The following is a 21,478-nucleotide window of genomic DNA, read 5'->3' on the forward strand; positions in this document are numbered from 1 at the left end:
TTTACTGGTCTTTTTTATTGCTTTTGTTTCGATACTGTCTATGGAATAGAGCACGTTCTCTATTTTTTATCACTTCAGTTCTGTCACGTTTAATATGATGATCAACAATATAAGGTTCCTTAATTATTTGAGAGGTAAACAAATAATCCGGATATTTACGTTTAATAAGTGTCTGAAACTCTGGTTCAATAGGTAATTGTAACGGAGTAAATTGTTTTTGTAATTTTACTGCTTCAATCATTTTCACAATAAGTTGTTTAAATTCATTGATATTAAGGTGTAATTGAGTGTCATCTTTAGCGTGGTTAATAGTTAATAAAGCTTTTTCAAAAGATTTTAATGCGCCTTTTAAATTCCCACGACGATAGTGATAATTAGCTGTTGCAAACAAAATGAGACTTACTACTGCATCATGTTTTGAAAAAGTATTTTGTGATTTCCAAGCATCTTCTAAAATATCATGACATAGGAAGTAATGTTGATGCTTATGAAATTGATAATAATAATCCATTAATGATTGATCCATTAGATTTCACCCATAATTTAAAAGTTGTATGTATTCATGCTATAATAATTTAGTGAAATATGCATTAACGATGCAATTTGATATAGAGGTAGATGTAATGTATGAAGTAAAACTCGATGCATTTAATGGTCCATTAGACTTATTATTGCATCTAATTCAAAAATATGAAATTGATATTTATGATATCCCTATGAAAGCCTTAACTGAACAGTACATGCAATATGTTCATGCGATGAATCAGCTAGAAATTAATGTTGCTAGTGAATATTTAGTTATGGCATCAGAATTACTAATGATTAAAAGTAAATTACTATTGCCTCAAACGAGCATCGAAGAAGATATAGAAGAGGATCCTCGTGAGGATTTAGTAGGAAGACTTATTGAGTATCAAAACTATAAAGAATATACTGAAATATTAAATACTATGAAAGAAGAACGCGATCTTTATTTTACTAAACATCCGACGGACCTTACTCATTTAGAGACAAATGAATCGTGGGATCCTAATCAAACGATTGATTTAACTGAATTGATTGTAGCTTATCAAAGAGTAAAAAATCGAGTTGAACTTAACACTCCTAAATCTGTAGAAATTAAAAAAGAAACCTTTACGATTCAACAAGCTACAGCACAGGTTACCGAACGATTAAAACAACATGAATCGTTTAACTTTTTCAGTTTATTTACATTTCATGAACCGGTCGAACAAGTTGTTACTCATTTTTTGGCAATTTTAGAAATGTCAAAATCAGGAATAGTTAATATCAAACAAACTAAACAATTTGATGACATTGACATAATTAGAGGAGTGAACTATAGCATTGGATAATATTGCAATACTTGAGGCATTACTATATACTTCTGGCGATGAAGGATTAGAACAAAAACAAATTATTGACATATTAGACATCAACCTCAATCAATTAGAAGATTTAGTTAGTAAATATCATTCACATGGCTTAACAATTCAAAGATACGGCTCAACTTATGTACTTACAACAAAAAAAGAAACTTCTACATACATAGAACAATTAGTCAAAGAAAAGTCTAAAATGAAATTATCCCAAGCAGCAATGGAAACACTCTCTATTATTGCATATAATCAACCGCTGACTCGTGGAGATATAGAAATGATTAGAGGAATTAATTCGGATGGAGCTGTAAAGACTTTAATCGCTAGGGGATTAGTAGAAGCCAAAGATGTTGATCATTCTAGAAGCCATCATTTAATAACCACAGATTTATTTCTAAATGTATTTGGAATCGAAAACTTAGATGCATTACCTACTACAGAAGAAGATGAAGCAGAAATGGATGAATTCTTTAGTAATTTAGTTAACCAAAAAGGAGAGTCAAATGAGTAAAGAACAAGAGAGATTACAAAAAAGAATCGCTAATAGCGGATATACATCTCGTCGAAAAGCAGAAGTACTTATCACTGAAGGACGAGTTAAAGTCAATGGACAAACTGTAACAGAATTAGGTTCCAAAGTGATGCCATCAGATTTAGTTGAAGTTGATGGTATTAAAATCGAACAAGAAGACAAAATTTATATTTTATTTTATAAACCAACTCAAGTCATTACAAGTGTCTCTGATGATCGTGGACGTAGGGTGGTTACGGATTACTTTGATGATCTAGAATCACGTATTTATCCGGTTGGACGATTAGATTATGACACATCTGGAGTTTTATTATTAACTAATGATGGAGAATTTACTAATTTGATGACACATCCTCGATATCACATTAAAAAGAAATACGTTGCTAAATTAAAAGGTTATTTAATGAGAGAGGAAATTAAGCAACTTGAAAAAGGAATAGAATTAGAAGATGGTTACACACAACCAGCACAAGTTAAAATAAAAAAGCAAGATAAAGAAAAAAATACGACTTTAGTTGAAATTACAATTAGTGAAGGGCGAAATAGACAAGTTAGACGTATGTTTGAGTATTTCGGTCATCAAGTTAATAAGTTAACAAGAATTCAATTTGGCCCTATAGATTTAAAAGGTTTGAACGCCGGTGAAGGAAGAGTTCTTACACCACATGAAGTAAAAATATTAAGACATTTGGCAGAAAACGGTAAATAAACACCAAAAAGATGTAATTACCATTAAGATTGATATTTTTTTCACAAGGTTAACCTTTGAGTCACTCAATAACGTTAACCTATGATATAATGACAAATGTATTTAACAGCAAGTGTAGGAGGTAGTAGAAAGTATGACTAACGAAATTTTAATCGTTGATGATGAAGATAGAATTAGAAGATTACTTAAATTATATTTAGAAAGAGAATCTTTTGAAATTCATGAAGCAAGAGATGGTAAAGAAGCCTACGAGCTTGCTCTTGAAAACAACTATGCGTGCATCCTCTTAGATTTAATGCTTCCTGAAATGGATGGAATTGAAGTTGCCTCTAAACTTAGAGAACATAAAGATACACCTATCATCATGCTTACTGCAAAAGGTGAAGAAACAAATCGTGTTGAAGGATTTGAATCGGGAGCAGATGATTATATTGTTAAGCCTTTCTCACCTAGAGAAGTAGTATTGAGAGTAAAGGCGTTATTAAGACGTACACAAACTGCAAACACTGAGCAAAGCGAACCGCATGCACGCGATATTATTGAATTTAGTCATCTAGTGATTGATAATGACGCTCATCGAGTCCTTGCGGATGATCAACAAGTGAATCTAACACCTAAAGAGTATGAATTACTCATCTATTTAGCTAAAACTCCAAATAAAGTATTTGATCGAGAACAGTTACTTAAAGAGGTTTGGCATTACGAATTTTATGGGGACTTGCGTACAGTAGACACTCACGTCAAAAGACTTAGAGAAAAGTTAAATCGAGTATCAAGTGATGCTGCACAAATGATACAAACTGTGTGGGGTGTCGGTTATAAATTTGAGGTAAAACCTAGTGATGAACCGACTAAATAGTGTTGTTATAAAACTGTGGTTAACTATTATTTTAATAGTAGCGACAGTTTTAATTTTATTAAGTGTTTCATTAATCACTTTTATACAATATTACTTTACGCAAGAAACAGAAAATGCAATTAAAGAAGATGCCAAAAGAATTAGTTCACTTGTTGAGAAGTCTCATAACAAAACATTAGCTATCCAAAATAGCCAAACACTCATTGATGGTGATGGACCGGGTGGCCTCATTATTATGAAAGACATGAGCGAGAAACCAGACTCATCGTATAAAGACACTAAAAAACAAATGTTTAATGAAATAAAAAAGAGTACTAAATTTAAAAAAGTGTTTAAAGAAGGTGAGTATGAAACTCAAAATATTACAATAAAAAATAAAGGTAATTCTCAATCTTATCTTTTGCTAGGATACCCAATGAAAGCTCAAAAAGGTGCTCAAAGTCATTATAGTGGTGTTTTTATATATAAAGATTTGAAATCTATCGAAGATACAAATAATGCTATTACAATTATTATATTAATAACTGCTATTATATTTACTATAGCAAGCACAATATTTGCATTCTTTTTATCTAATAGAATAACGAAACCCTTACGTCAATTAAAAACACAAGCACAAAAAGTTTCTGAAGGGGATTATAGTCAAATTTCAACTGTCGCTACTAAAGATGAAATAGGTGATTTATCACGTGCATTTAACAACATGAACGTAGAAATTCAAGAACATATCAAAGCAATTTCTTCATCTAAGAATATAAGAGATACATTATTAAACTCTATGGTAGAAGGCGTTCTAGGCATTAATAATCAACGTGAAATCATATTGTCAAACAAGATGGCTGATGATATTATGCGTCACATTGATGATTTTTCAAAAGAATCTATTGAACAGCAAATTGAAGCAACATTTGAATCACAACAGAATGAGTATTTAGAATTAGAAATTAATACAAGGTACTATGTATTTATCTCCAGTTATATAGATAGAATTCAAACAAATGGTAGAAGTGGTATTGTCATGGTCATCCGTGATATGACAAATGAACATAATCTTGATCAAATGAAAAAAGATTTTATAGCAAATGTATCACATGAATTACGTACGCCAATCTCTTTATTACAGGGTTACACTGAGTCCATAGTAGACGGTATAGTTACCGAACCAGATGAAATACGTGACTCATTAGCAATCGTTTTAGATGAATCTAAGCGACTTAATCGTTTAGTCAATGAATTACTAAATGTAGCTCGTATGGATGCTGAAGGATTATCAGTTGAGAAGGAATTACAACCTATTCAACACCTTCTTGATAAAATGGAGTCTAAATATCGCATGCAAAGTGAAGAATTAGGTTTAACAATGACGTTTGATTCTAATAATGACGAACAATTATGGAACTATGATATGGATAGAATGGACCAAGTGTTAACTAATTTAATTGATAACGCAACAAGATATACACAAGCTGGTGATTCTATAAAGATTTCTATTGATGAAGATTCAGATTTCAATATTTTAACAATAACTGATACAGGCACTGGTATAGCACCGGAACATCTGAAACAAGTATTTGACCGTTTTTATAAAGTGGACGCTGCTCGAAAAAGAGGTAAGCAAGGCACCGGATTAGGACTTTTCATTTGTAAAATGATTATTGAAGAACACGGGGGACGTATTGATGTTGAGAGCGAATTAGGCAAAGGTACTTCATTTATTATTAGACTACCTAAATCAAAACAAATTAGTTAGAAACTGAAAAGTATCATAAATTGTCAGTTTCAATGATTCTTTTGAAAACAGAGAAATTATAACGCAATACATCAAAAATAATATATGAAAAACGCCTGCGACTCAGAGTGATGTCTCAGGCGTTTTTTTGTATATAATCAGTAGATAACTAAATTGAACATAAATTTAATTATCATTTTATTTGAATAACTTCTACAAGTTTAAAGACATAATTTCAGAATCAATAAAGCCTATTTATTTATTTGTAAATATTTTATGTGTTAAAACTTAAATTCATGTTATATATTGATTTCATATTTTGTTATTAATGTCAAAACATTATATTAACCGTAAGCAGAAATATTGAGTTTTTAAAACTAATCATGTAATATAAATTTAAAATAAAATTGATATATTCATCTTCGGGGTAGGGTGTAATTCCCAACCGGCAGTAATCTAAGCCTGCGACGACAACGTATTAATTTTTGCTTTGTCTTGATTCAGTGAGAGTCTGAAGCCGACAGTATAGTCTGGATGGGAGAAGATGGAGGTTTTTTGTTGTTCAAATTTCCTCCTTTTCTAAGTAAGATGAATGGAAGGAGAAAATTATATATGCAACAAAACAAACGTTTGATTACAATTAGTATGTTAAGTGCGGTAGCGTTTGTGTTAACTTTCATCAAGTTTCCATTGCCATTTATACCACCGTATCTAACTCTCGATTTTAGTGATGTACCGACGTTATTAGCAACATTCCTCTTAAGTCCTATTGCTGGGATTATCGTTGCACTCATCAAAAATATTTTAAATTTTCTATTCAATATAGGGGATCCTGTTGGACCAGTAGCTAACTTTTTAGCAGGCGTCAGCTTTTTGCTATCATCATACTATGTTTATAGAAAAAGAAAAAATAATCGTTCTTTAATTTATGGATTAATTACAGGTACAATCGTTATGACTATTGTTTTGAGCATCTTAAATTATTTTGTGTTACTTCCATTATATGGAATGATATTTAATTTAGGTGATGTGCTTAATAACGTAAAAATTGTTATTGTGTCTGGAGTCATACCTTTTAATTTAATTAAAGGCATAATCATTTCCATTATATTTGTGCTGTTATTTAGAAGATTAAGACATATCATCAAATAAAAAACATTTAAAACCTTTTTTATTTATCTATTATAAAGACAATGTTCATATTCAAAATTGGACATTGTCTTTATCTTTATACTATTACTGAAGATATAAAGAAAGTGTAACTCATAAAAAATTTAACAATAGTGAGCGTAACGTTTTAAGGTATTATGTTTTTAAATTTCTTATCAAATAGAACACTGGTTTTAAAGAGCCATATAAAATGTCATCATTAGTTCCTAATAAACAACCCCAAATGAATCATATTAAACAATTCATTTGGGGATCAATTCATCTAATAGCTGATTATTTTATTGTTTATGGCTAGTTACCTTAAAAATTAATTCTCATACAAATTGTATACTATAAATAGTAATAAATCATTTAGATTAATTTTTATGTATTCTAAGAATCATATATTATTCAAATTTCAGTGCGTCACCATCAAATGGTTCGTCTTCAATTTTGATTGAGTCAGTAGGACAACCTTCTAGCGCATCTTCCATATCTTCATATAACTCTTCAGGCACTTCAGCAGTACCTTGGTTATCGTCAAGGATTACGTATGCAATACCTTCATCATCGTAATCATATATATCTGGAGCAGCTGCACCGCAAGCACCGCATGCTATACATGTATCCATATCAACGATTGTATATTTTGCCATATTTATTCGCCTCCTTTGATAAAAATGCTACACTAGTATTATAAATACAATTGTAGACATCGATAGATTACATTTCAATTTATTCGTTTTATAGAGTGAGGGTTTAATTTGTACAATATACTATCATACGCTATGAGTCATGCATTTAACTACAAAACCAATAAAAGTATCTATAATATTTTAACAGGCAAGAAGTCACACCAAACGTTTTTCGATGCGTCAAGCCAACAACTTTTGTCATTATATCATAGTTTACCTAACTTAAAGTATTCAACTTTTGAGCAATTTATACTCCAAAAGGATGATTTTAAAAAATCAATTCAAGTAAAAATACATCCACAATACACTTATGATAGTCTCACTCAAACCTTTAGTTGCATACAATTACTTATCCAAACGTTATCTCATACACGCAAGGAGTCAAATACATTTATTCCAATCGTTCAAAATACCTATATCCAACAAAGGGTTAAACAACTTTATCATCAGGTCATTGAATCAAATCAAGTATCAAATACTATAGACGAAATATATTTATTATTTGAGAATTTAAATAATAAATATAACCATACATTTCTTCATTATTATTTACAAGGATATGAGGAATCCATGTATACTAGACAACAAATAAGTTTAATTGAGAGTATACCACAATCAGAATTATTTGAACGAGAAATGAATGAACTGATTGACATATTGAATCAATTAAAAGATTCAACGAAATATCCAATACTTTCTCAAGCTATCATTCTTTCACCATTACTAACAAATACATACTTAAGCTATCAAAAGTTAAAATCTGGTCTCAATTTAAAAGAAATTGCTCAATTACAAAATGTAAAACTTAACACAATTGAAGATCATATTCTAGAAATGTATATTAAAGGTTATTTGATAGACTATACATTATTTATAAATAAAAAAGATATTCTCGAATTTATAAACTACTATCAAAAACATCGCGGTGAACGATTAAAATTTTATAAAGAACATTTTACTGATTGGACTTACTTTCAAATTAAGTTAGTTATAGTAGGAATAGAAAGAGGTGATTTAATTGCTGAAAGATAATTTAAAGGAATGGTTTGGTTTTGATGAATTTAAAGAGGGGCAAGAAGAAATTATTGATAGTGTCCTTCATGGAAGGCATACACTTGGAATTTTACCAACTGGTAGCGGTAAAAGCTTATGTTATCAACTCCCTACATATATATTAGAAAAACCGACATTAATTATATCACCACTCATTTCGCTTATGGATGATCAAGTTATGCAAATGAAGTTAAAAGGTGAAACACATGTTGCATGTGTACATTCCGGCATGGACGAAGTAGAAAAAAGAGACAATATTAAACGACTAAGTAAAAGTCGATTTATTTATTTAAGTCCAGAATATATACTGCAACCTCATAATTTTAAGTACATCGCTCATATCAACTTTGGATTAATAGTATTAGATGAAGCGCACTGTTTATCAGAGTGGGGGTATGATTTTAGACCTCACTATGCTTTAGTTGGTAAAATTATTCATCATTTTAATTCAGCAACAGTGTTAGCACTAACAGCTACAGCACCACCTCAATTAGAAACTGATTTATCTCACATTTTATCACTCAAATTAAATGTAGTTCAAAAAAGTATGAATCGAGAAAATATTAGCTTACAACACTATAATTTTAATGATGATGAGGGGAAGATTGAATGGCTGTTACCATTTTTATCTAATTCTGGGCCTACAATTATATATGTTTCTTCTAAAAAAAGATGTTTAGAACTAGCTCAAATGATTTATGACTCAGGATATCTAACAGGTATATATCATGGAGATTTAAGTTATCAGGAACGCCAAACAGTTCAACAACAGTTTTTTAATAATGACATCCCCGTTATAGTAGCAACAAGTGCTTTTGGAATGGGAATAAATAAAAAAGATATTCGTACAGTCATACATTTTCATTTATCATCTTCACCATCTAACTATTTACAAGAAATTGGTCGTGCTGGTAGGGATGGTAAACAAAGTCAAGCCATTAGTTTATTTCAACCTGATGATAGTTTTATTCTAGAAACACTACTATTCACTGATATTATCACAGATGACGATATTACAATGTTTGAGACGGGAAACCACTTACCAGATGAAAAGGAAAAAATTTTAAGTACTTTAAATATACAATTCACATTTAGCCAACTTAAAGATATATTTCATCAATCATATCAACGTAAGCGACTAGGTTATATGAGAATGATGGGCTATACTAATTTAGATCAATGTCGACGTAAATACTTACTAGAATTTTTTGGCGAACATCCTCAAAGTCCAAAACAATGTTGTGATCAAGATTCAAGATTAGAGCCTATTCAGATATTGAATCGTAAAAAGGTGAAAAGAAAACTAAGTTTTAATGAAAAATTATATAATTTGTTCGAAACCTAGCTATCACTTTACTTACTGAAATTTAACAAGCTATAATCAATATGTAGACCCAATTAAGCAGTGTTAAATACTTTTAATTATTTTACATATTTAATTTCAACTTGGGTATAGAGTTATAACGTGATTGAATTAATTAAAATGGAAGGGATGATAGTTGTGTCTAATAATAATTTTAAAGATGATTTCGAAAAGAATCGTCAATCTATTAATCCAGACGAACATCAAACAGAATTAAAAGAAGATGATAAAACAAATGAAAATAAAAAAGAAGCTGACTCTCAAAACAGTTTATCTAATAACTCAAATCAACAATTTCCTCCGAGAAATGCCCAACGACGAAAAAGACGCAGAGAGACAGCAACTAATCAAAGCAAACAACAAGACGACAAACATCAAAAAAATAGTGACGCTAAAACTACAGAAGGTTCATTAGATGACCGTTATGACGAAGCACAGTTACAGCAACAACATGATAAATCGCAACAACAAAATAAAACTGAAAAACAATCACAAGATAATAGAATGAAAGATGGAAAAGATGCAGCTATTGTAAATGGAACATCTGAGTCACCAGAACATAAATCAAAATCAACACAAAATAGACCCGGCCCTAAAGCTCAACAACAAAAGCGTAAATCAGAAAGTACGCAATCAAAACCGTCAACAAACAAAGATAAAAAAGCAGCTACAGGTGCTGGAATAGCTGGTGCAGCTGGTGTTGCTGGTGCAGCAGAAACATCCAAACGTCATCATAATAAAAAAGATAAACAAGATTCTAAACACTCAAACCATGAGAATGACGAAAAATCTGTTAAAAATGATGACCAAAAGCAATCTAAAAAAGGCAAAAAAGCAGCAGTCGGTGCTGGCGCAGCTGCAGGAGTTGGTGCGGCTGGTGTTGCGCATCATAATAATCAAAATAAACATCATAATGAGGAAAAAAATTCTAATCAAAACAATCAGTACAATGACCAATCAGAAGGTAAGAAAAAAGGTGGTTTCATGAAAATCTTGTTACCACTTATAGCAGCCATTCTTATTCTAGGTGCAATAGCAATATTCGGTGGTATGGCTCTAAATAATCACAACGATAGTAAAAGTGATGACCAAAAAATAGCGAATCAAAGTAAGAAAGACTCAGATAAAAAAGATGGTGCGCAATCCGAAGATAACAAAGACAAAAAATCTGATAGTAACAAAGACAAAAAATCTGATTCTGATAAGAACGCAGATGATGACTCTGATAATAGTTCCTCAAATCCTAACGCTACTTCAACTAATAATAACGATAATGTAGCCAATAATAACTCAAATTATACAAACCAAAATCAACAAGATAATGCAAACCAAAATAGCAATAATCAACAGGCAACTCAAGGTCAACAATCACATACAGTATACGGTCAAGAAAACTTATATCGTATCGCCATACAATATTATGGAGAAGGAACTCAAGCTAACGTAGATAAAATTAAACGTGCGAATGGATTAAGCAGTAATAATATTCATAATGGTCAAACATTAGTTATTCCTCAATAACATTATTAATAGTCTCAGTATTGGTGATAAACACCAATATTGGGGCTATATTTTTATTTAATTCAAAATTCAGGTCTTAGCTAAAATAGAAAATAACTGATATAATAATTTGGTGATTAAAGGAGGATAAGTATGCAAACTATTGAAAGCATCATTATAGGTGGCGGTCCATGCGGATTAAGCGCGGCAATTGAACAAAAGAAAAAAGGTATTGAAACATTAGTAATTGAAAAAGGTAATGTTGTTGAATCAATCTATAATTATCCAACACATCAGACTTTTTTCTCATCAAGTGATAAATTAAGTATCGGCGATATTCCTTTTATTGTTGAAGATAGTAAGCCAAGACGTAATCAAGCGCTTGTATATTATAGGGAAGTCGTTAAACATCATCAACTTAACATACATCCATTCGAAGAAGTTTTAACAGTTAAAAAAATAAACAATAAATTTGCAATTACAACTACAAAAGGTGTATATGAATGTAAATATTTAACTGTTGCTACGGGTTATTATGGTCAACATAACACTTTAGAAGCGGAAGGGGCAGAATTACCAAAAGTATTCCATTACTTTAAAGAAGCACATCCGTATTTTAATCAAAATGTTGTTATTATTGGAGGCAAAAACTCTGCTGTTGATGCTGCCTTAGAATTAGAAAAAGCTGGTGCTAATGTAACTGTTTTATATCGTGGCGAACAGTACCCTAAAGCAATTAAACCATGGATATTACCCAATTTCGAATCATTAGTCAATCACGAAAAAATTACGATGGAATTTAATGCGACAGTAACCAAAATTACCGATCATTCAGTGACTTATGAAAAAGATGGTCAACTTATAGAAATTGATAATGACTACGTTTTTGCTATGATTGGTTATCATCCAGATTACGATTTCTTAAAAACAATAGGTATTGATATCCATACCAATGAATATGGAACTGCTCCTGTTTATAATCGAGAAACATTCGAAACAAACGTCGAAAATTGTTATATAGCTGGTGTTATTGCTGCGGGTAATGATGCAAATACTATTTTTATCGAAAATGGTAAATATCATGGTGGTGTCATTACACAAAGCATTTTGACAAAAAAACAAACACCTCTTGAAACATAGAGCTTACAAAAAGCTTGGGATACTAAACAATGTCCCAAGCTTTCTTAATGTATAGTCAATCAATGACTCAATTAAAATGCACATATTAATAATAGGTAATCCTTAATTATAGTATAATTGCACTAAAGAAGTTTCATAGACAATGCATACAACTAATAGAAATCGGAGTGTGACAATGAACTTGATACGAATTTTGTCCCACTCTTTTTAATTACTCTTCGAAATATCGCTCTAATTGATTTTGAGTCATGTCTTGACTCAAACCAACTAGTAATTTTAGCCTTGCCTTTGGTCCATTTAAACCGTTCGAAAAAATAACACCATTATTTTTCAAATCTGCGCCACCACCTTCATAAGCATATACAGGACTAACAATACCATTGAATGATCTAGATACGAGAACTAGAGGAATGTTTTTCTTTAGACATTGCTGTAGTCCATTAAGACAACTTTTTGGAAGGTTACCTTGTCCTAGTGCTTCGATGACTATACCATCAACGTGTTGTTGTGAATAAAATGATAGTACATCATCTTCCATACCCATGTATGCTTTTACAAGTGGAACACGTAAATTTACATCGATATATTGGTAGGTAGTTTGTCTGTAAGGATGATGATAAAATTGTACTCGATTCTTGGTAAGTACACCTAGAGGCCCCTGATTAGGACTTTGAAATGTATTAATATTCGAAGTATGTGTCTTTGTCACATTACGAGCAGTGTGAATCTCATCATTAAATACGACCATAACACCTTTATGATTAGCCTCAGATGAAGAAGCAACCCTTATAGCAGAAATAAAATTATAGAGACCATCGGAACCAATTTCATTGGATGATCTCATTGCTCCAGTAATTACTATAGGCTCTTGAATATCAATTAATAAATCTATTAAAAAAGCTGTTTCCTCAAGTGTATCTGTTCCATGAGTAATGACAAATCCATCATATATATTTTCTTTAGAATATGTAATGATTTCGTCTCTTAATCGCACAACATTCGAAATTGTCATATGCGGCGAGGGTATATTTAAAAGATTGATTTCGTCAACCTCTGCATATTGACTAATGATATTTTGATGTTGTGATATTGGATTTTCTTCATTCGTTATCACTTTATTAGTTTGATCTTGTGACATACTTATTGTGCCACCAGTATGTATGATAAGTAGACGTTTCATTACGTATTCCTCCTATTTATTCTTTACTTTTTTATGATAAAATAATATCTATAAAACAACAAGGAAGGTTATCAAATAATGAGTTCAATTAATATTGCACTAGATGGCCCAGCTGCTGCAGGTAAGAGTACAATTGCTAAACGTGTAGCCAGTCGTCTATCAATGATATATGTTGATACAGGAGCAATGTATCGTGCCATTACATATAAATATTTACAAAATGGCAAACCCGAAAATTTTGATTATCTGATTAATAACACTAAACTTGAGCTTACTTATGATGAAGTAAAAGGGCAAAGAATCTTACTAGATAATCAAGACGTCACTGATTATTTAAGAGAAAATGATGTAACACATCACGTATCTTATGTTGCTTCTAAAGAACCAGTGCGTTCATTTGCAGTGAAAATACAAAAAGAATTAGCTGCTAAAAAAGGTATCGTTATGGATGGCCGAGATATTGGTACAGTTGTATTACCAGATGCCGAATTAAAAGTTTATATGATTGCATCTGTTGCTGAACGTGCTGAACGTCGACAAAAAGAGAATGAGCAACGTGGCATTGAATCAAATTTAGAACAATTAAAGGAGGAAATTGAAGCACGAGATCATTATGATATGAATCGTGAAATTTCGCCATTACAAAAAGCCGAAGATGCTATTACACTTGATACAACTGGCAAATCTATAGAAGAGGTAACAAATGAAATATTATCTCTACTTTAAATGTTAAAATTAAACTTTTTATATTGTTTATTGTAAACATTTAAGCGGAGTAGAATTAATAATCAATGACTCGAAAATATTGAATATATTAGTATTGATTTATAGAAAAGCCACGGACGCTCTGTCTCTGGCTTTTATTTTTGACCATTGAGAACTATGTAAATAAACTTATTTTTAACCAAGTCCCCTCTATAGAGAAGTAATACTATGTTTATTACCAATTTTAATATATCTTTTTCATTTTTATTCCTCATATTATTATGAGCTTAGGGTTAATTGCCATAAAATTTATGTTACAATAAAAATAACAATGTTATTAAATATACTACAAACTAAATTGACCATCACTTAACTAGGTGCTCTGTTAAACTTTTGTTATAAATTAAAGATAGAAGCAACCTATTCATATAAAGTGGTATCTCTTGACAATTTTACTCGTTTATAAGATGTTATAATTATGTAGTGTATAAGGAGGCATACAAGATGACTGAAGAATTCAATGAATCAATGATTAATGATATTAAAGAAGGTGACAAAGTCACTGGTGAAGTTCAACAAGTAGAGGATAAACAAGTTGTTGTGCATATTAATGGTGGCAAATTTAATGGAATTATTCCTATTAGCCAGCTTTCAACACATCATATCGAAAACCCTAGTGAAGTTGTAAAAGTCGGTGATGAAGTCGAAGCATATGTCACTAAAATCGAGTTCGACGAAGAAAATGATACTGGGGCATACATTTTATCAAAAAGACAACTTGAAACTGAAAAATCTTATGAATATTTACAAGAAAAACTAGATAACGATGAAGTGATTGAAGCTGAAGTTACTGAAGTAGTTAAAGGTGGTTTAGTCGTTGACGTTGGTCAAAGAGGGTTTGTACCTGCTTCTCTAATTTCAACTGATTTCATTGAAGATTTTTCTGTATTCGATGGTCAAACAATCCGTATTAAAGTGGAAGAACTTGATCCTGAAAACAATAGAGTCATTTTAAGCCGTAAAGCTGTGGAACAGTTAGAAAACGACGCTAAAAAAGCTTCAATATTAGATTCTTTAAATGAAGGCGATGTTATTGATGGTAAAGTTGCTCGATTAACTAACTTTGGTGCTTTCATTGATATTGGTGGCGTAGATGGTTTAGTTCACGTTTCTGAATTATCTCATGAACATGTTCAAACACCAGAAGAAGTTGTGTCAGTAGGTGAAGCAGTCAAAGTTAAAGTTAAATCTGTAGAAAAAGATTCTGAACGTATTTCTTTATCTATTAAAGACACTTTACCAACACCATTTGAAAACATTAAAGGGAAATTTCACGAAGATGATGTTATTGAAGGTACTGTAGTACGTTTGGCGAACTTTGGCGCATTCGTAGAAATTGCTCCATCCGTCCAAGGTTTAGTGCATATTTCTGAAATCGATCATAAACATATCGGTTCTCCTAACGAAGTATTAGAACCTGGACAACAAGTTAATGTAAAAATATTAGGTATCGATGAAGATAATGAAAGAATTTCATTATCAATCAAAGCAACGTTACCTAAAGAAAATGTCATTGAAAGTGACGCATCCACAACTCAATCATATCTTGAAGATGATAATGATGAAGATAAACCAACATTAGGCGATGTTTTTGGTGATAAATTTAAAGACCTTAAGTTTTAATTAAACTAAAATCATTTGCGATATAAAATGTAATGACTCCAATTTACGTGTAAGCTTAAAATCAAATTTACGCGTGATAATTGGAGTCTTTTTTTAAATGATATACTGTACAAAATATATCTTTTCGAACATGTAAAATAAACATATTCAAGTTTTGAATAAATCTGCTCTTGTGATAAAATTATGTAGATTAAAAAAGAGAGGAAGTTTATCCTATGACTAAACCGATAGTAGCAATTGTAGGAAAACCAAATGTAGGAAAATCTACAATTTTTAATAGAGTTGTCGGCGAACGTATATCTATCGTAGAAGATACGCCAGGCGTTACTCGTGATCGTATTTATTCATCTGGCGAGTGGTTAACTCATGAATTTAACATCATTGATACAGGTGGTATTGAAATTGGAGATGCTCCTTTTCAAACTCAAATCCGTGCACAGGCAGAAATAGCAATTGAAGAAGCAGATGTCATCATTTTTATGGTCAATGTTAGAGAAGGACTTACACAAAGTGACGAAATGGTCGCACAAATGCTTTATAAATCTAAGAAACCTGTTGTATTAGCTGTGAATAAAGTTGATAATCTTGAAATGCGTAATGATATCTATGATTTCTATTCTTTAGGCTTTGGAGATCCATATCCTATTTCTGGTTCACATGGATTAGGACTTGGAGATTTGCTAGATGCAGTTGTTGAAAACTTTAATAAAGAATCAGAAGATCCTTATGACGAAGATACGATACGTCTTTCTATCATCGGTAGACCTAATGTTGGTAAATCTAGCTTGGTCAATGCTATTTTAGGCGAAGAACGTGTTATTGTGTCTAATGTTGCTGGTACAACTCGAGATGCCATTGATACCGAGTACTCTTATGATGGACAAGATTATGTATTGATTGATACTGCTGGAATGAGAAAAAAAGGTAAGGTGTATGAATCGACTGAAAAATATTCTGTATTACGTGCATTAAAAGCGATTGAGCGTTCAGAAGTAGTATTAGTAGTTATCGATGCTGAACAAGGTATAATTGAACAAGATAAACGTGTAGCTGGCTATGCACATGAGGAAGGTAAAGCTATTGTCATTGTAGTAAATAAATGGGATACAGTTGAAAAAGATAGTAAGACAATGAAAAAATTCACTGATGATGTTAGAAATGAATTTCAATTTTTAGATTATGCTCAAATCGCGTTCGTATCAGCAAAAGAAGGGCTAAGATTAAAAACATTATTCCCTTATATCAATCAAGCCAGTGAAAATCATAAAAAGCGTGTCCAAAGTTCTACACTAAATGAAGTTGTTACTGATGCCATCTCTATGAATCCAACACCTACTGACAAAGGTAGAAGACTTAATGTATTCTATACAACTCAGGTTGCAATTGAACCACCGACATTTGTAGTATTTGTCAATGATGTTGAATTAATGCATTTTTCTTATAGGAGATATTTAGAAAATCAAATACGTAATGCTTTTGGTTTTGAAGGAACACCTATTCATATTATTCCAAGAAAAAGAAATTAAAAACAAAGGGGAATTCAATAATGAGAAAAATTACAGTTTTTGGTATGGGTAGTTTTGGTACTGCATTAGCTAATGTATTAGCTCAAAATGGTCATGATGTTTTAATGTGGGGCAAAAATGTAGAGAATGTAGATGAACTTAACACACATCATATGAACAAAAATTATCTTAAAGATGCTAAATTAGATTCATCTATAAAAGCAACTGTAGATTTAAATAAGGCAGTGCAATTTTCAGATATCTATCTTATGGCACTACCTACAAAAGCAATTAGAGAAGTATCAAAAGATATCGATCAATTACTCACATCTAAAAAGACTTTTATTCATGTTGCTAAAGGCATTGAAAACGATACATTTAAGCGCGTATCTGAAATGATTGAGGACTCTATCTCTTCAGAACATAATGGAGGAATCGGCGTCTTATCAGGTCCAAGTCATGCTGAAGAAGTTGTTATAAAACAACCTACAACTGTAGCTGCATCATCTAAAGATAATAATGTGAGCAAACTTATTCAAGATTTATTTATGAACGACTATTTACGTGTTTACACAAATAATGATTTAGTAGGTGTAGAATTAGGTGGTGCTTTAAAAAATATTATAGCTATAGCTAGTGGTATCGTTGCCGGCATGGGTTACGGTGATAATGCAAAAGCAGCTTTAATGACACGAGGTTTAGCCGAAATCAGTCGACTTGGTGAGAAACTTGGTGCAGATCCAATGACTTTCTTAGGTCTAGGTGGCATAGGTGACTTGATCGTAACTTGTACGTCCACACATTCACGAAATTACACACTTGGGTTTAAATTAGGGCAAGGCAAAACAGCAGAAGAAGCTTTAAAAGAGATGAAAATGGTGGTTGAAGGTATTTATACAACTAAATCAGTATATCATCTTGCTCAACAAGAAGGAGTAGAGATGCCTATCACTAACGCATTATATGAAGTTTTATTTGAAGATGTCCCTGTAAGTAAAAGTGTTAGAACACTTATGGAAAGAGACAAAAAAGCAGAATAAAGAGTGTAATATTACTTTTTATGAGCGAATGTTAAAAAATTTCGTCATAAATCGCATAAAACCAACGTTTCTATTACATAAATCGTTGCGATGACAGTAACCCTTGTGTTAAAGTCAAAACATAATGATATAATGAATATCATTATAAAACCTCAGGAGGTGAATTCATAATGAATAAAACTGATTTAATTAATGCAGTTGCAGAACAAGCTGACTTAACTAAAAAAGAAGCTGGTTCAGCAGTAGATGCTGTATTTGAATCTATCCAAAACTCACTTGCTAAAGGTGAAAAAGTACAATTAATCGGTTTCGGTAACTTTGAAGTACGTGAACGCGCTGCTCGTAAAGGTCGTAACCCTCAAACAGGTAAAGAAATTGACATCCCTGCAAGTAAAGTACCAGCATTTAAAGCTGGTAAAGCATTAAAAGATGCTGTAAAATAATTTACTTAAAAAAGCCCCTTTGAGGGCTTTTTCTTTTTAACTTATACATCAATGGTCTATCGCTCTAAGTATTTTATTTTTAAGTAGATTCAACACTTCATAACTCATATCAATACTAAAATATTTATTATCGACTGTCTTGTTTTTAAAATTTTATAAATTACGTCATCCCAATCACTTACATATATTTAGAAATGATCTTGAGTTAATATACTCATTTACTATTTATTTAAAATCGTTTATCTAGCTATATTGGCTAATAATCATCTAGTTAAAAATTTTATAAAGCCATCTAGTAACTATTATCATATTAGTAATTACTAGATCTTTGGTAAAAATGAGTTTTATTCCTCAAATCGCAAACCACTTACATAGAATAACTATTTATTTTAAAAGACTTAATCCAATAGATTTTATTTTTTTACATATAATGTTAATATTGTTAATGATAATATCGTGAGGTGTGAACATGGAAACGACAATAAGCAAACTAAACAAACATGTAGAACAACTGCTTAAGGGCATTAATGAGTATGAGCCTATTGAAATCAATAGCTCTTTAAGTCATTTATTAGATATGTACTCTATCCCAGATAAAGCTAAGATTGCTTGCCTCACTATTGATACATCAATGCGTCATTTGGACGCTATTGGTGATAATCATCTATCTAAGAAAGCAATATTAATAGGGGACCTATTAAGCGCTCATTTCTATACTCTATTAGCAAATATTCAAGATTCCGCTTTTCAACTTGCAATGAGCAAGGCCATTGTTAAAATCAATGAAGATAAATCATCAATTAATCAAAATGATCTCACTGATAAAGAGTTGAAAGATGCGATTCTAGATATAGAAACACTATTTCCATATCTTACAATTAACCATTTTGGAAGTTCTGTTGATAAAATCAAATTATTCGCTGAATTGACTTCTAAATATAAAGATTACCATCCTGAGTATCTGGGTAAGTTTAACAGATATGAAATAGATAAATATATTCAAGAAATTAGCAAAAGTTATAAAAAAAGAGGTAATGAAAATGGCTGAAAATCAAGCTAAAAAAGAACAAGTTCATACAGTATTCCAAAATATTTCTCAAAAATACGATCGACTCAACAACATCATAAGTTTCGAACAGCATAAAGTATGGAGAAAACATGTTATGAGTACTATGAATGTACAAAAAGGCAGTAAAGCTTTAGATGTGTGTTGTGGTACTGCAGATTGGACTATTGCATTAAGCGAAGCAGTAGGCTCAAAAGGCCAAGTAACTGGTCTTGATTTTAGTGAAAATATGCTTGAGGTAGGTAAACAGAAAACTGCTTCATTGGAAAATATCCAGCTTGTTCATGGTGATGCTATGAATTTACCTTTTGATGATAACTCATTTGATTATGTTACTATTGGTTTTGGCTTACGCAATGTTCCGGATTATTTGTCAGCACTCAAAGAAATGCATCGAGTTTTAAAACCAGGAGGCATGGTGGTATGTCTTGAAACAAGCCAACCGACATTGCCATTATTCAAACAAATCTATAGTTTATACTTTAAATTTGTGATGCCAATTTTTGGTAAAATGTTTGCTAAGTCCAAAGAAGAATATGAATGGTTGCAACAATCAACATTTAATTTTCCTGACAAACAAACATTGAAAGGCTTATTCTTCGAAGCAGGATTTAACGATATCATTGTACGTAGCTTTACAGGTGGCGTTGCTGCAATGCACCTTGGCTATAAAGAAAACAGTTCTAGCAAAGGTGATTAACGTGGCAAAGTTAAACATTAACAACGAAATAAAGAAAGTAGAAAAGCGACTTGAAGAAGCAATTATAAGTTCTGATCAAACATTACAAGAAGCCTCATTCCATTTACTATCTTCAGGGGGAAAAAGAGTTAGACCCGCTTTTGTTATTTTAAGTGGTCAATTTGGCTCTAACAACAAACCTTCAGAAGACACGTATCGTGTAGCAGTAGCTTTAGAACTAATTCACATGGCTACCTTAGTCCACGATGATGTGATAGATAAAAGTGATAAACGTAGAGGCCGACTCACTATTTCAAAAAAATGGGACCAAAGTACAGCTATTTTAACAGGAAATTTCTTACTTGCTATGGGGCTCAAGCATTTATCTGAAATCAGTGATACTCGTGTCCATTCGACCATTTCTAAATCAATTGTTGATGTGTGTAGAGGAGAACTATTCCAATTTCAAGATCAATTTAATAGCAATCAAACAATTACTAATTACTTACGTCGTATCAACCGTAAAACAGCACTTCTTATTCAACTGTCTACACAAGTTGGTGCGATTACTTCCAATGCGTCAAATGACGTTATTCGTAAATTAAAAATGATCGGACATTATATAGGTATGAGTTTCCAAATAATAGATGATGTGCTAGATTTTACTAGTTCTGAAAAGAAACTTGGTAAGCCGGTTGGTAGTGACCTTATGAATGGTCATATTACATTACCTGTACTATTAGAAATGCGAAAAAATAAGACTTTTAAAGATAAAATTTCACAACTTAATCCTGACAGTCCTCAACATGCCTTTGAAACTTGTATAACAATAATTAGACAGTCCGAAAGCATAGAACAATCAAAACAAATAAGTGAAAAGTATTTAAATAAAGCAATCAATTTAATCGATGAATTAGAGGATGGTCCTAATAAAGAACTATTTAGAAAGCTTATTAAAAAAATGGGAAGTCGAAATAAGTAAGTTTTGTGACAAAAGTTGAAAGCGCTTCATTATCCTGTTACCATACTAAGTAGCAGGATATTTTTATAGCTTGCAATGTTTTAAGTT

General features: G+C 31.5%; 21 protein-coding genes and 1 riboswitch. Of the genes, 18 read left to right on the top strand and 3 right to left on the bottom strand.

The features are described from left to right. Position 1 precedes the first annotated feature (1 nt). Positions 2-526 (bottom strand): DUF309 domain-containing protein, encoded by a 525-nt coding sequence (locus tag AC1Q7N_RS02540; protein ID WP_001831156.1) that lies wholly within the window; start codon positions 524-526, stop codon positions 2-4. 97 nt (positions 527-623) lie between these two features. Here AC1Q7N_RS02540 and AC1Q7N_RS02545 point away from each other — a divergent pair, with 97 nt between their 5' ends. From AC1Q7N_RS02545 to AC1Q7N_RS02570, 6 genes are all read left to right on the top strand, one after another. Continuing rightward, a complete protein-coding gene (locus AC1Q7N_RS02545; RefSeq protein ID WP_001831064.1) occupies positions 624-1,355 on the top strand; it encodes a segregation and condensation protein A in 732 nt (243 codons plus the stop codon). After that, positions 1,348-1,890, top strand: coding sequence for an SMC-Scp complex subunit ScpB (gene scpB / locus AC1Q7N_RS02550; RefSeq protein ID WP_001830975.1), 543 nt, complete (start codon positions 1,348-1,350; stop codon positions 1,888-1,890). The genes AC1Q7N_RS02545 and scpB overlap by 8 nt, the downstream gene beginning before the upstream one ends. Then, entirely contained in the window at positions 1,883-2,620 is a 738-nt protein-coding gene (locus tag AC1Q7N_RS02555; RefSeq protein ID WP_001830978.1) for a pseudouridine synthase, read from the top strand. Before scpB ends, AC1Q7N_RS02555 begins: the two co-directional genes overlap by 8 nt. A 133-nt stretch (positions 2,621-2,753) precedes the next feature. Continuing rightward, the gene (locus AC1Q7N_RS02560; protein WP_001831066.1) at positions 2,754-3,479 is read left to right on the top strand and encodes a response regulator transcription factor; all 726 of its coding nucleotides are present in this window, start codon (positions 2,754-2,756) and stop codon (positions 3,477-3,479) included. After that, positions 3,463-5,229 carry an ATP-binding protein gene (locus tag AC1Q7N_RS02565; RefSeq protein ID WP_001831150.1) on the top strand — a complete coding sequence of 589 codons (1,767 nt, stop codon included), beginning with the start codon at positions 3,463-3,465 and terminating at the stop codon, positions 5,227-5,229. Before AC1Q7N_RS02560 ends, AC1Q7N_RS02565 begins: the two co-directional genes overlap by 17 nt. Positions 5,230-5,622: 393 nt before the next feature. Further along, positions 5,623-5,758, top strand: a riboswitch (FMN riboswitch). A 62-nt stretch (positions 5,759-5,820) separates the two neighbouring features. Continuing rightward, positions 5,821-6,360 carry an ECF transporter S component gene (locus AC1Q7N_RS02570; protein WP_001830988.1) on the top strand — a complete coding sequence of 180 codons (540 nt, stop codon included), beginning with the start codon at positions 5,821-5,823 and terminating at the stop codon, positions 6,358-6,360. A gap of 404 nt (positions 6,361-6,764) precedes the next feature. Here AC1Q7N_RS02570 and AC1Q7N_RS02575 read toward each other — a convergent pair whose 3' ends face one another. Continuing rightward, the gene (locus AC1Q7N_RS02575) at positions 6,765-7,013 is read right to left on the bottom strand and encodes a ferredoxin (protein ID WP_001831262.1); all 249 of its coding nucleotides are present in this window, start codon (positions 7,011-7,013) and stop codon (positions 6,765-6,767) included. Between the two features lie 108 nt (positions 7,014-7,121). On the opposite strand from AC1Q7N_RS02575, the gene AC1Q7N_RS02580 reads away from it, so the two are divergent. The 4 genes from AC1Q7N_RS02580 (at position 7,122) to ypdA (ending at position 12,108) form a co-directional block, all read left to right on the top strand. Continuing rightward, positions 7,122-8,084: a YpbB family protein gene (locus AC1Q7N_RS02580; RefSeq protein ID WP_001831191.1), complete on the top strand. Its 963-nt coding sequence runs from the start codon at positions 7,122-7,124 to the stop codon at positions 8,082-8,084. Then, positions 8,071-9,450: a RecQ family ATP-dependent DNA helicase gene (locus tag AC1Q7N_RS02585; protein ID WP_001831100.1), complete on the top strand. Its 1,380-nt coding sequence runs from the start codon at positions 8,071-8,073 to the stop codon at positions 9,448-9,450. Before AC1Q7N_RS02580 ends, AC1Q7N_RS02585 begins: the two co-directional genes overlap by 14 nt. Positions 9,451-9,606: 156 nt before the next feature. Continuing rightward, positions 9,607-10,989: an elastin-binding protein EbpS gene (gene ebpS / locus AC1Q7N_RS02590; protein WP_010959181.1), complete on the top strand. Its 1,383-nt coding sequence runs from the start codon at positions 9,607-9,609 to the stop codon at positions 10,987-10,989. 132 nt (positions 10,990-11,121) lie between these two features. Further along, entirely contained in the window at positions 11,122-12,108 is a 987-nt protein-coding gene (gene ypdA / locus AC1Q7N_RS02595) for a bacillithiol disulfide reductase YpdA (protein WP_001831121.1), read from the top strand. Between the two features lie 211 nt (positions 12,109-12,319). Here ypdA and AC1Q7N_RS02600 read toward each other — a convergent pair whose 3' ends face one another. Next, positions 12,320-13,288: an asparaginase gene (locus AC1Q7N_RS02600; protein ID WP_001831213.1), complete on the bottom strand. Its 969-nt coding sequence runs from the start codon at positions 13,286-13,288 to the stop codon at positions 12,320-12,322. 78 nt (positions 13,289-13,366) lie between these two features. Between AC1Q7N_RS02600 and cmk the strand changes: the two genes are divergently transcribed. From cmk to AC1Q7N_RS02640, 8 genes are all read left to right on the top strand, one after another. Continuing rightward, positions 13,367-14,014 carry a (d)CMP kinase gene (cmk, locus tag AC1Q7N_RS02605; protein ID WP_001830943.1) on the top strand — a complete coding sequence of 216 codons (648 nt, stop codon included), beginning with the start codon at positions 13,367-13,369 and terminating at the stop codon, positions 14,012-14,014. Between the two features lie 483 nt (positions 14,015-14,497). Then, positions 14,498-15,676, top strand: a complete 1,179-nt coding sequence (gene rpsA / locus AC1Q7N_RS02610; RefSeq protein WP_001831057.1) for a 30S ribosomal protein S1 — start codon at positions 14,498-14,500, stop codon at positions 15,674-15,676. Between the two features lie 215 nt (positions 15,677-15,891). After that, entirely contained in the window at positions 15,892-17,202 is a 1,311-nt protein-coding gene (gene der / locus AC1Q7N_RS02615) for a ribosome biogenesis GTPase Der (protein WP_001831042.1), read from the top strand. Positions 17,203-17,222: 20 nt separating this feature from the next. Continuing rightward, complete coding sequence (locus AC1Q7N_RS02620; protein WP_001831154.1) at positions 17,223-18,221, top strand: NAD(P)H-dependent glycerol-3-phosphate dehydrogenase; 999 nt, start codon at positions 17,223-17,225, stop codon at positions 18,219-18,221. A 170-nt stretch (positions 18,222-18,391) separates the two neighbouring features. Beyond that, complete coding sequence (locus AC1Q7N_RS02625) at positions 18,392-18,664, top strand: HU family DNA-binding protein (protein WP_001043863.1); 273 nt, start codon at positions 18,392-18,394, stop codon at positions 18,662-18,664. Positions 18,665-19,133: 469 nt separating this feature from the next. Next, positions 19,134-19,712, top strand: a complete 579-nt coding sequence (locus tag AC1Q7N_RS02630; protein WP_145376276.1) for a heptaprenyl pyrophosphate synthase subunit A — start codon at positions 19,134-19,136, stop codon at positions 19,710-19,712. Continuing rightward, positions 19,705-20,430 (top strand): demethylmenaquinone methyltransferase, encoded by a 726-nt coding sequence (locus tag AC1Q7N_RS02635; RefSeq protein ID WP_001831089.1) that lies wholly within the window; start codon positions 19,705-19,707, stop codon positions 20,428-20,430. The genes AC1Q7N_RS02630 and AC1Q7N_RS02635 overlap by 8 nt, the downstream gene beginning before the upstream one ends. Position 20,431: 1 nt before the next feature. After that, positions 20,432-21,391 carry a polyprenyl synthetase family protein gene (locus tag AC1Q7N_RS02640; RefSeq protein ID WP_001831120.1) on the top strand — a complete coding sequence of 320 codons (960 nt, stop codon included), beginning with the start codon at positions 20,432-20,434 and terminating at the stop codon, positions 21,389-21,391. Positions 21,392-21,478: the final 87 nt, after the last annotated feature.

Source organism: Staphylococcus sp. GW823-FHT05F06, assembly GCF_058795495.1.

Excerpts from the sequence above, each read along its gene's own strand:
- AC1Q7N_RS02540 (WP_001831156.1), bottom strand. The coding sequence starts at position 526 with ATGGATCAATCATTAATGGATTATTATTATCAATTTCATAAGCATCAA.
- AC1Q7N_RS02545 (WP_001831064.1), top strand. The coding sequence starts at position 624 with ATGTATGAAGTAAAACTCGATGCATTTAATGGTCCATTAGACTTATTA.
- AC1Q7N_RS02555 (WP_001830978.1), top strand. The coding sequence starts at position 1,883 with ATGAGTAAAGAACAAGAGAGATTACAAAAAAGAATCGCTAATAGCGGA.
- AC1Q7N_RS02560 (WP_001831066.1), top strand. The coding sequence starts at position 2,754 with ATGACTAACGAAATTTTAATCGTTGATGATGAAGATAGAATTAGAAGA.
- AC1Q7N_RS02565 (WP_001831150.1), top strand. The coding sequence starts at position 3,463 with ATGAACCGACTAAATAGTGTTGTTATAAAACTGTGGTTAACTATTATT.
- AC1Q7N_RS02570 (WP_001830988.1), top strand. The coding sequence starts at position 5,821 with ATGCAACAAAACAAACGTTTGATTACAATTAGTATGTTAAGTGCGGTA.
- AC1Q7N_RS02575 (WP_001831262.1), bottom strand. The coding sequence starts at position 7,013 with ATGGCAAAATATACAATCGTTGATATGGATACATGTATAGCATGCGGT.
- ypdA (WP_001831121.1), top strand. The coding sequence starts at position 11,122 with ATGCAAACTATTGAAAGCATCATTATAGGTGGCGGTCCATGCGGATTA.
- AC1Q7N_RS02600 (WP_001831213.1), bottom strand. The coding sequence starts at position 13,288 with ATGAAACGTCTACTTATCATACATACTGGTGGCACAATAAGTATGTCA.
- cmk (WP_001830943.1), top strand. The coding sequence starts at position 13,367 with ATGAGTTCAATTAATATTGCACTAGATGGCCCAGCTGCTGCAGGTAAG.
- rpsA (WP_001831057.1), top strand. The coding sequence starts at position 14,498 with ATGACTGAAGAATTCAATGAATCAATGATTAATGATATTAAAGAAGGT.
- der (WP_001831042.1), top strand. The coding sequence starts at position 15,892 with ATGACTAAACCGATAGTAGCAATTGTAGGAAAACCAAATGTAGGAAAA.
- AC1Q7N_RS02620 (WP_001831154.1), top strand. The coding sequence starts at position 17,223 with ATGAGAAAAATTACAGTTTTTGGTATGGGTAGTTTTGGTACTGCATTA.
- AC1Q7N_RS02625 (WP_001043863.1), top strand. The coding sequence starts at position 18,392 with ATGAATAAAACTGATTTAATTAATGCAGTTGCAGAACAAGCTGACTTA.
- AC1Q7N_RS02630 (WP_145376276.1), top strand. The coding sequence starts at position 19,134 with ATGGAAACGACAATAAGCAAACTAAACAAACATGTAGAACAACTGCTT.
- AC1Q7N_RS02635 (WP_001831089.1), top strand. The coding sequence starts at position 19,705 with ATGGCTGAAAATCAAGCTAAAAAAGAACAAGTTCATACAGTATTCCAA.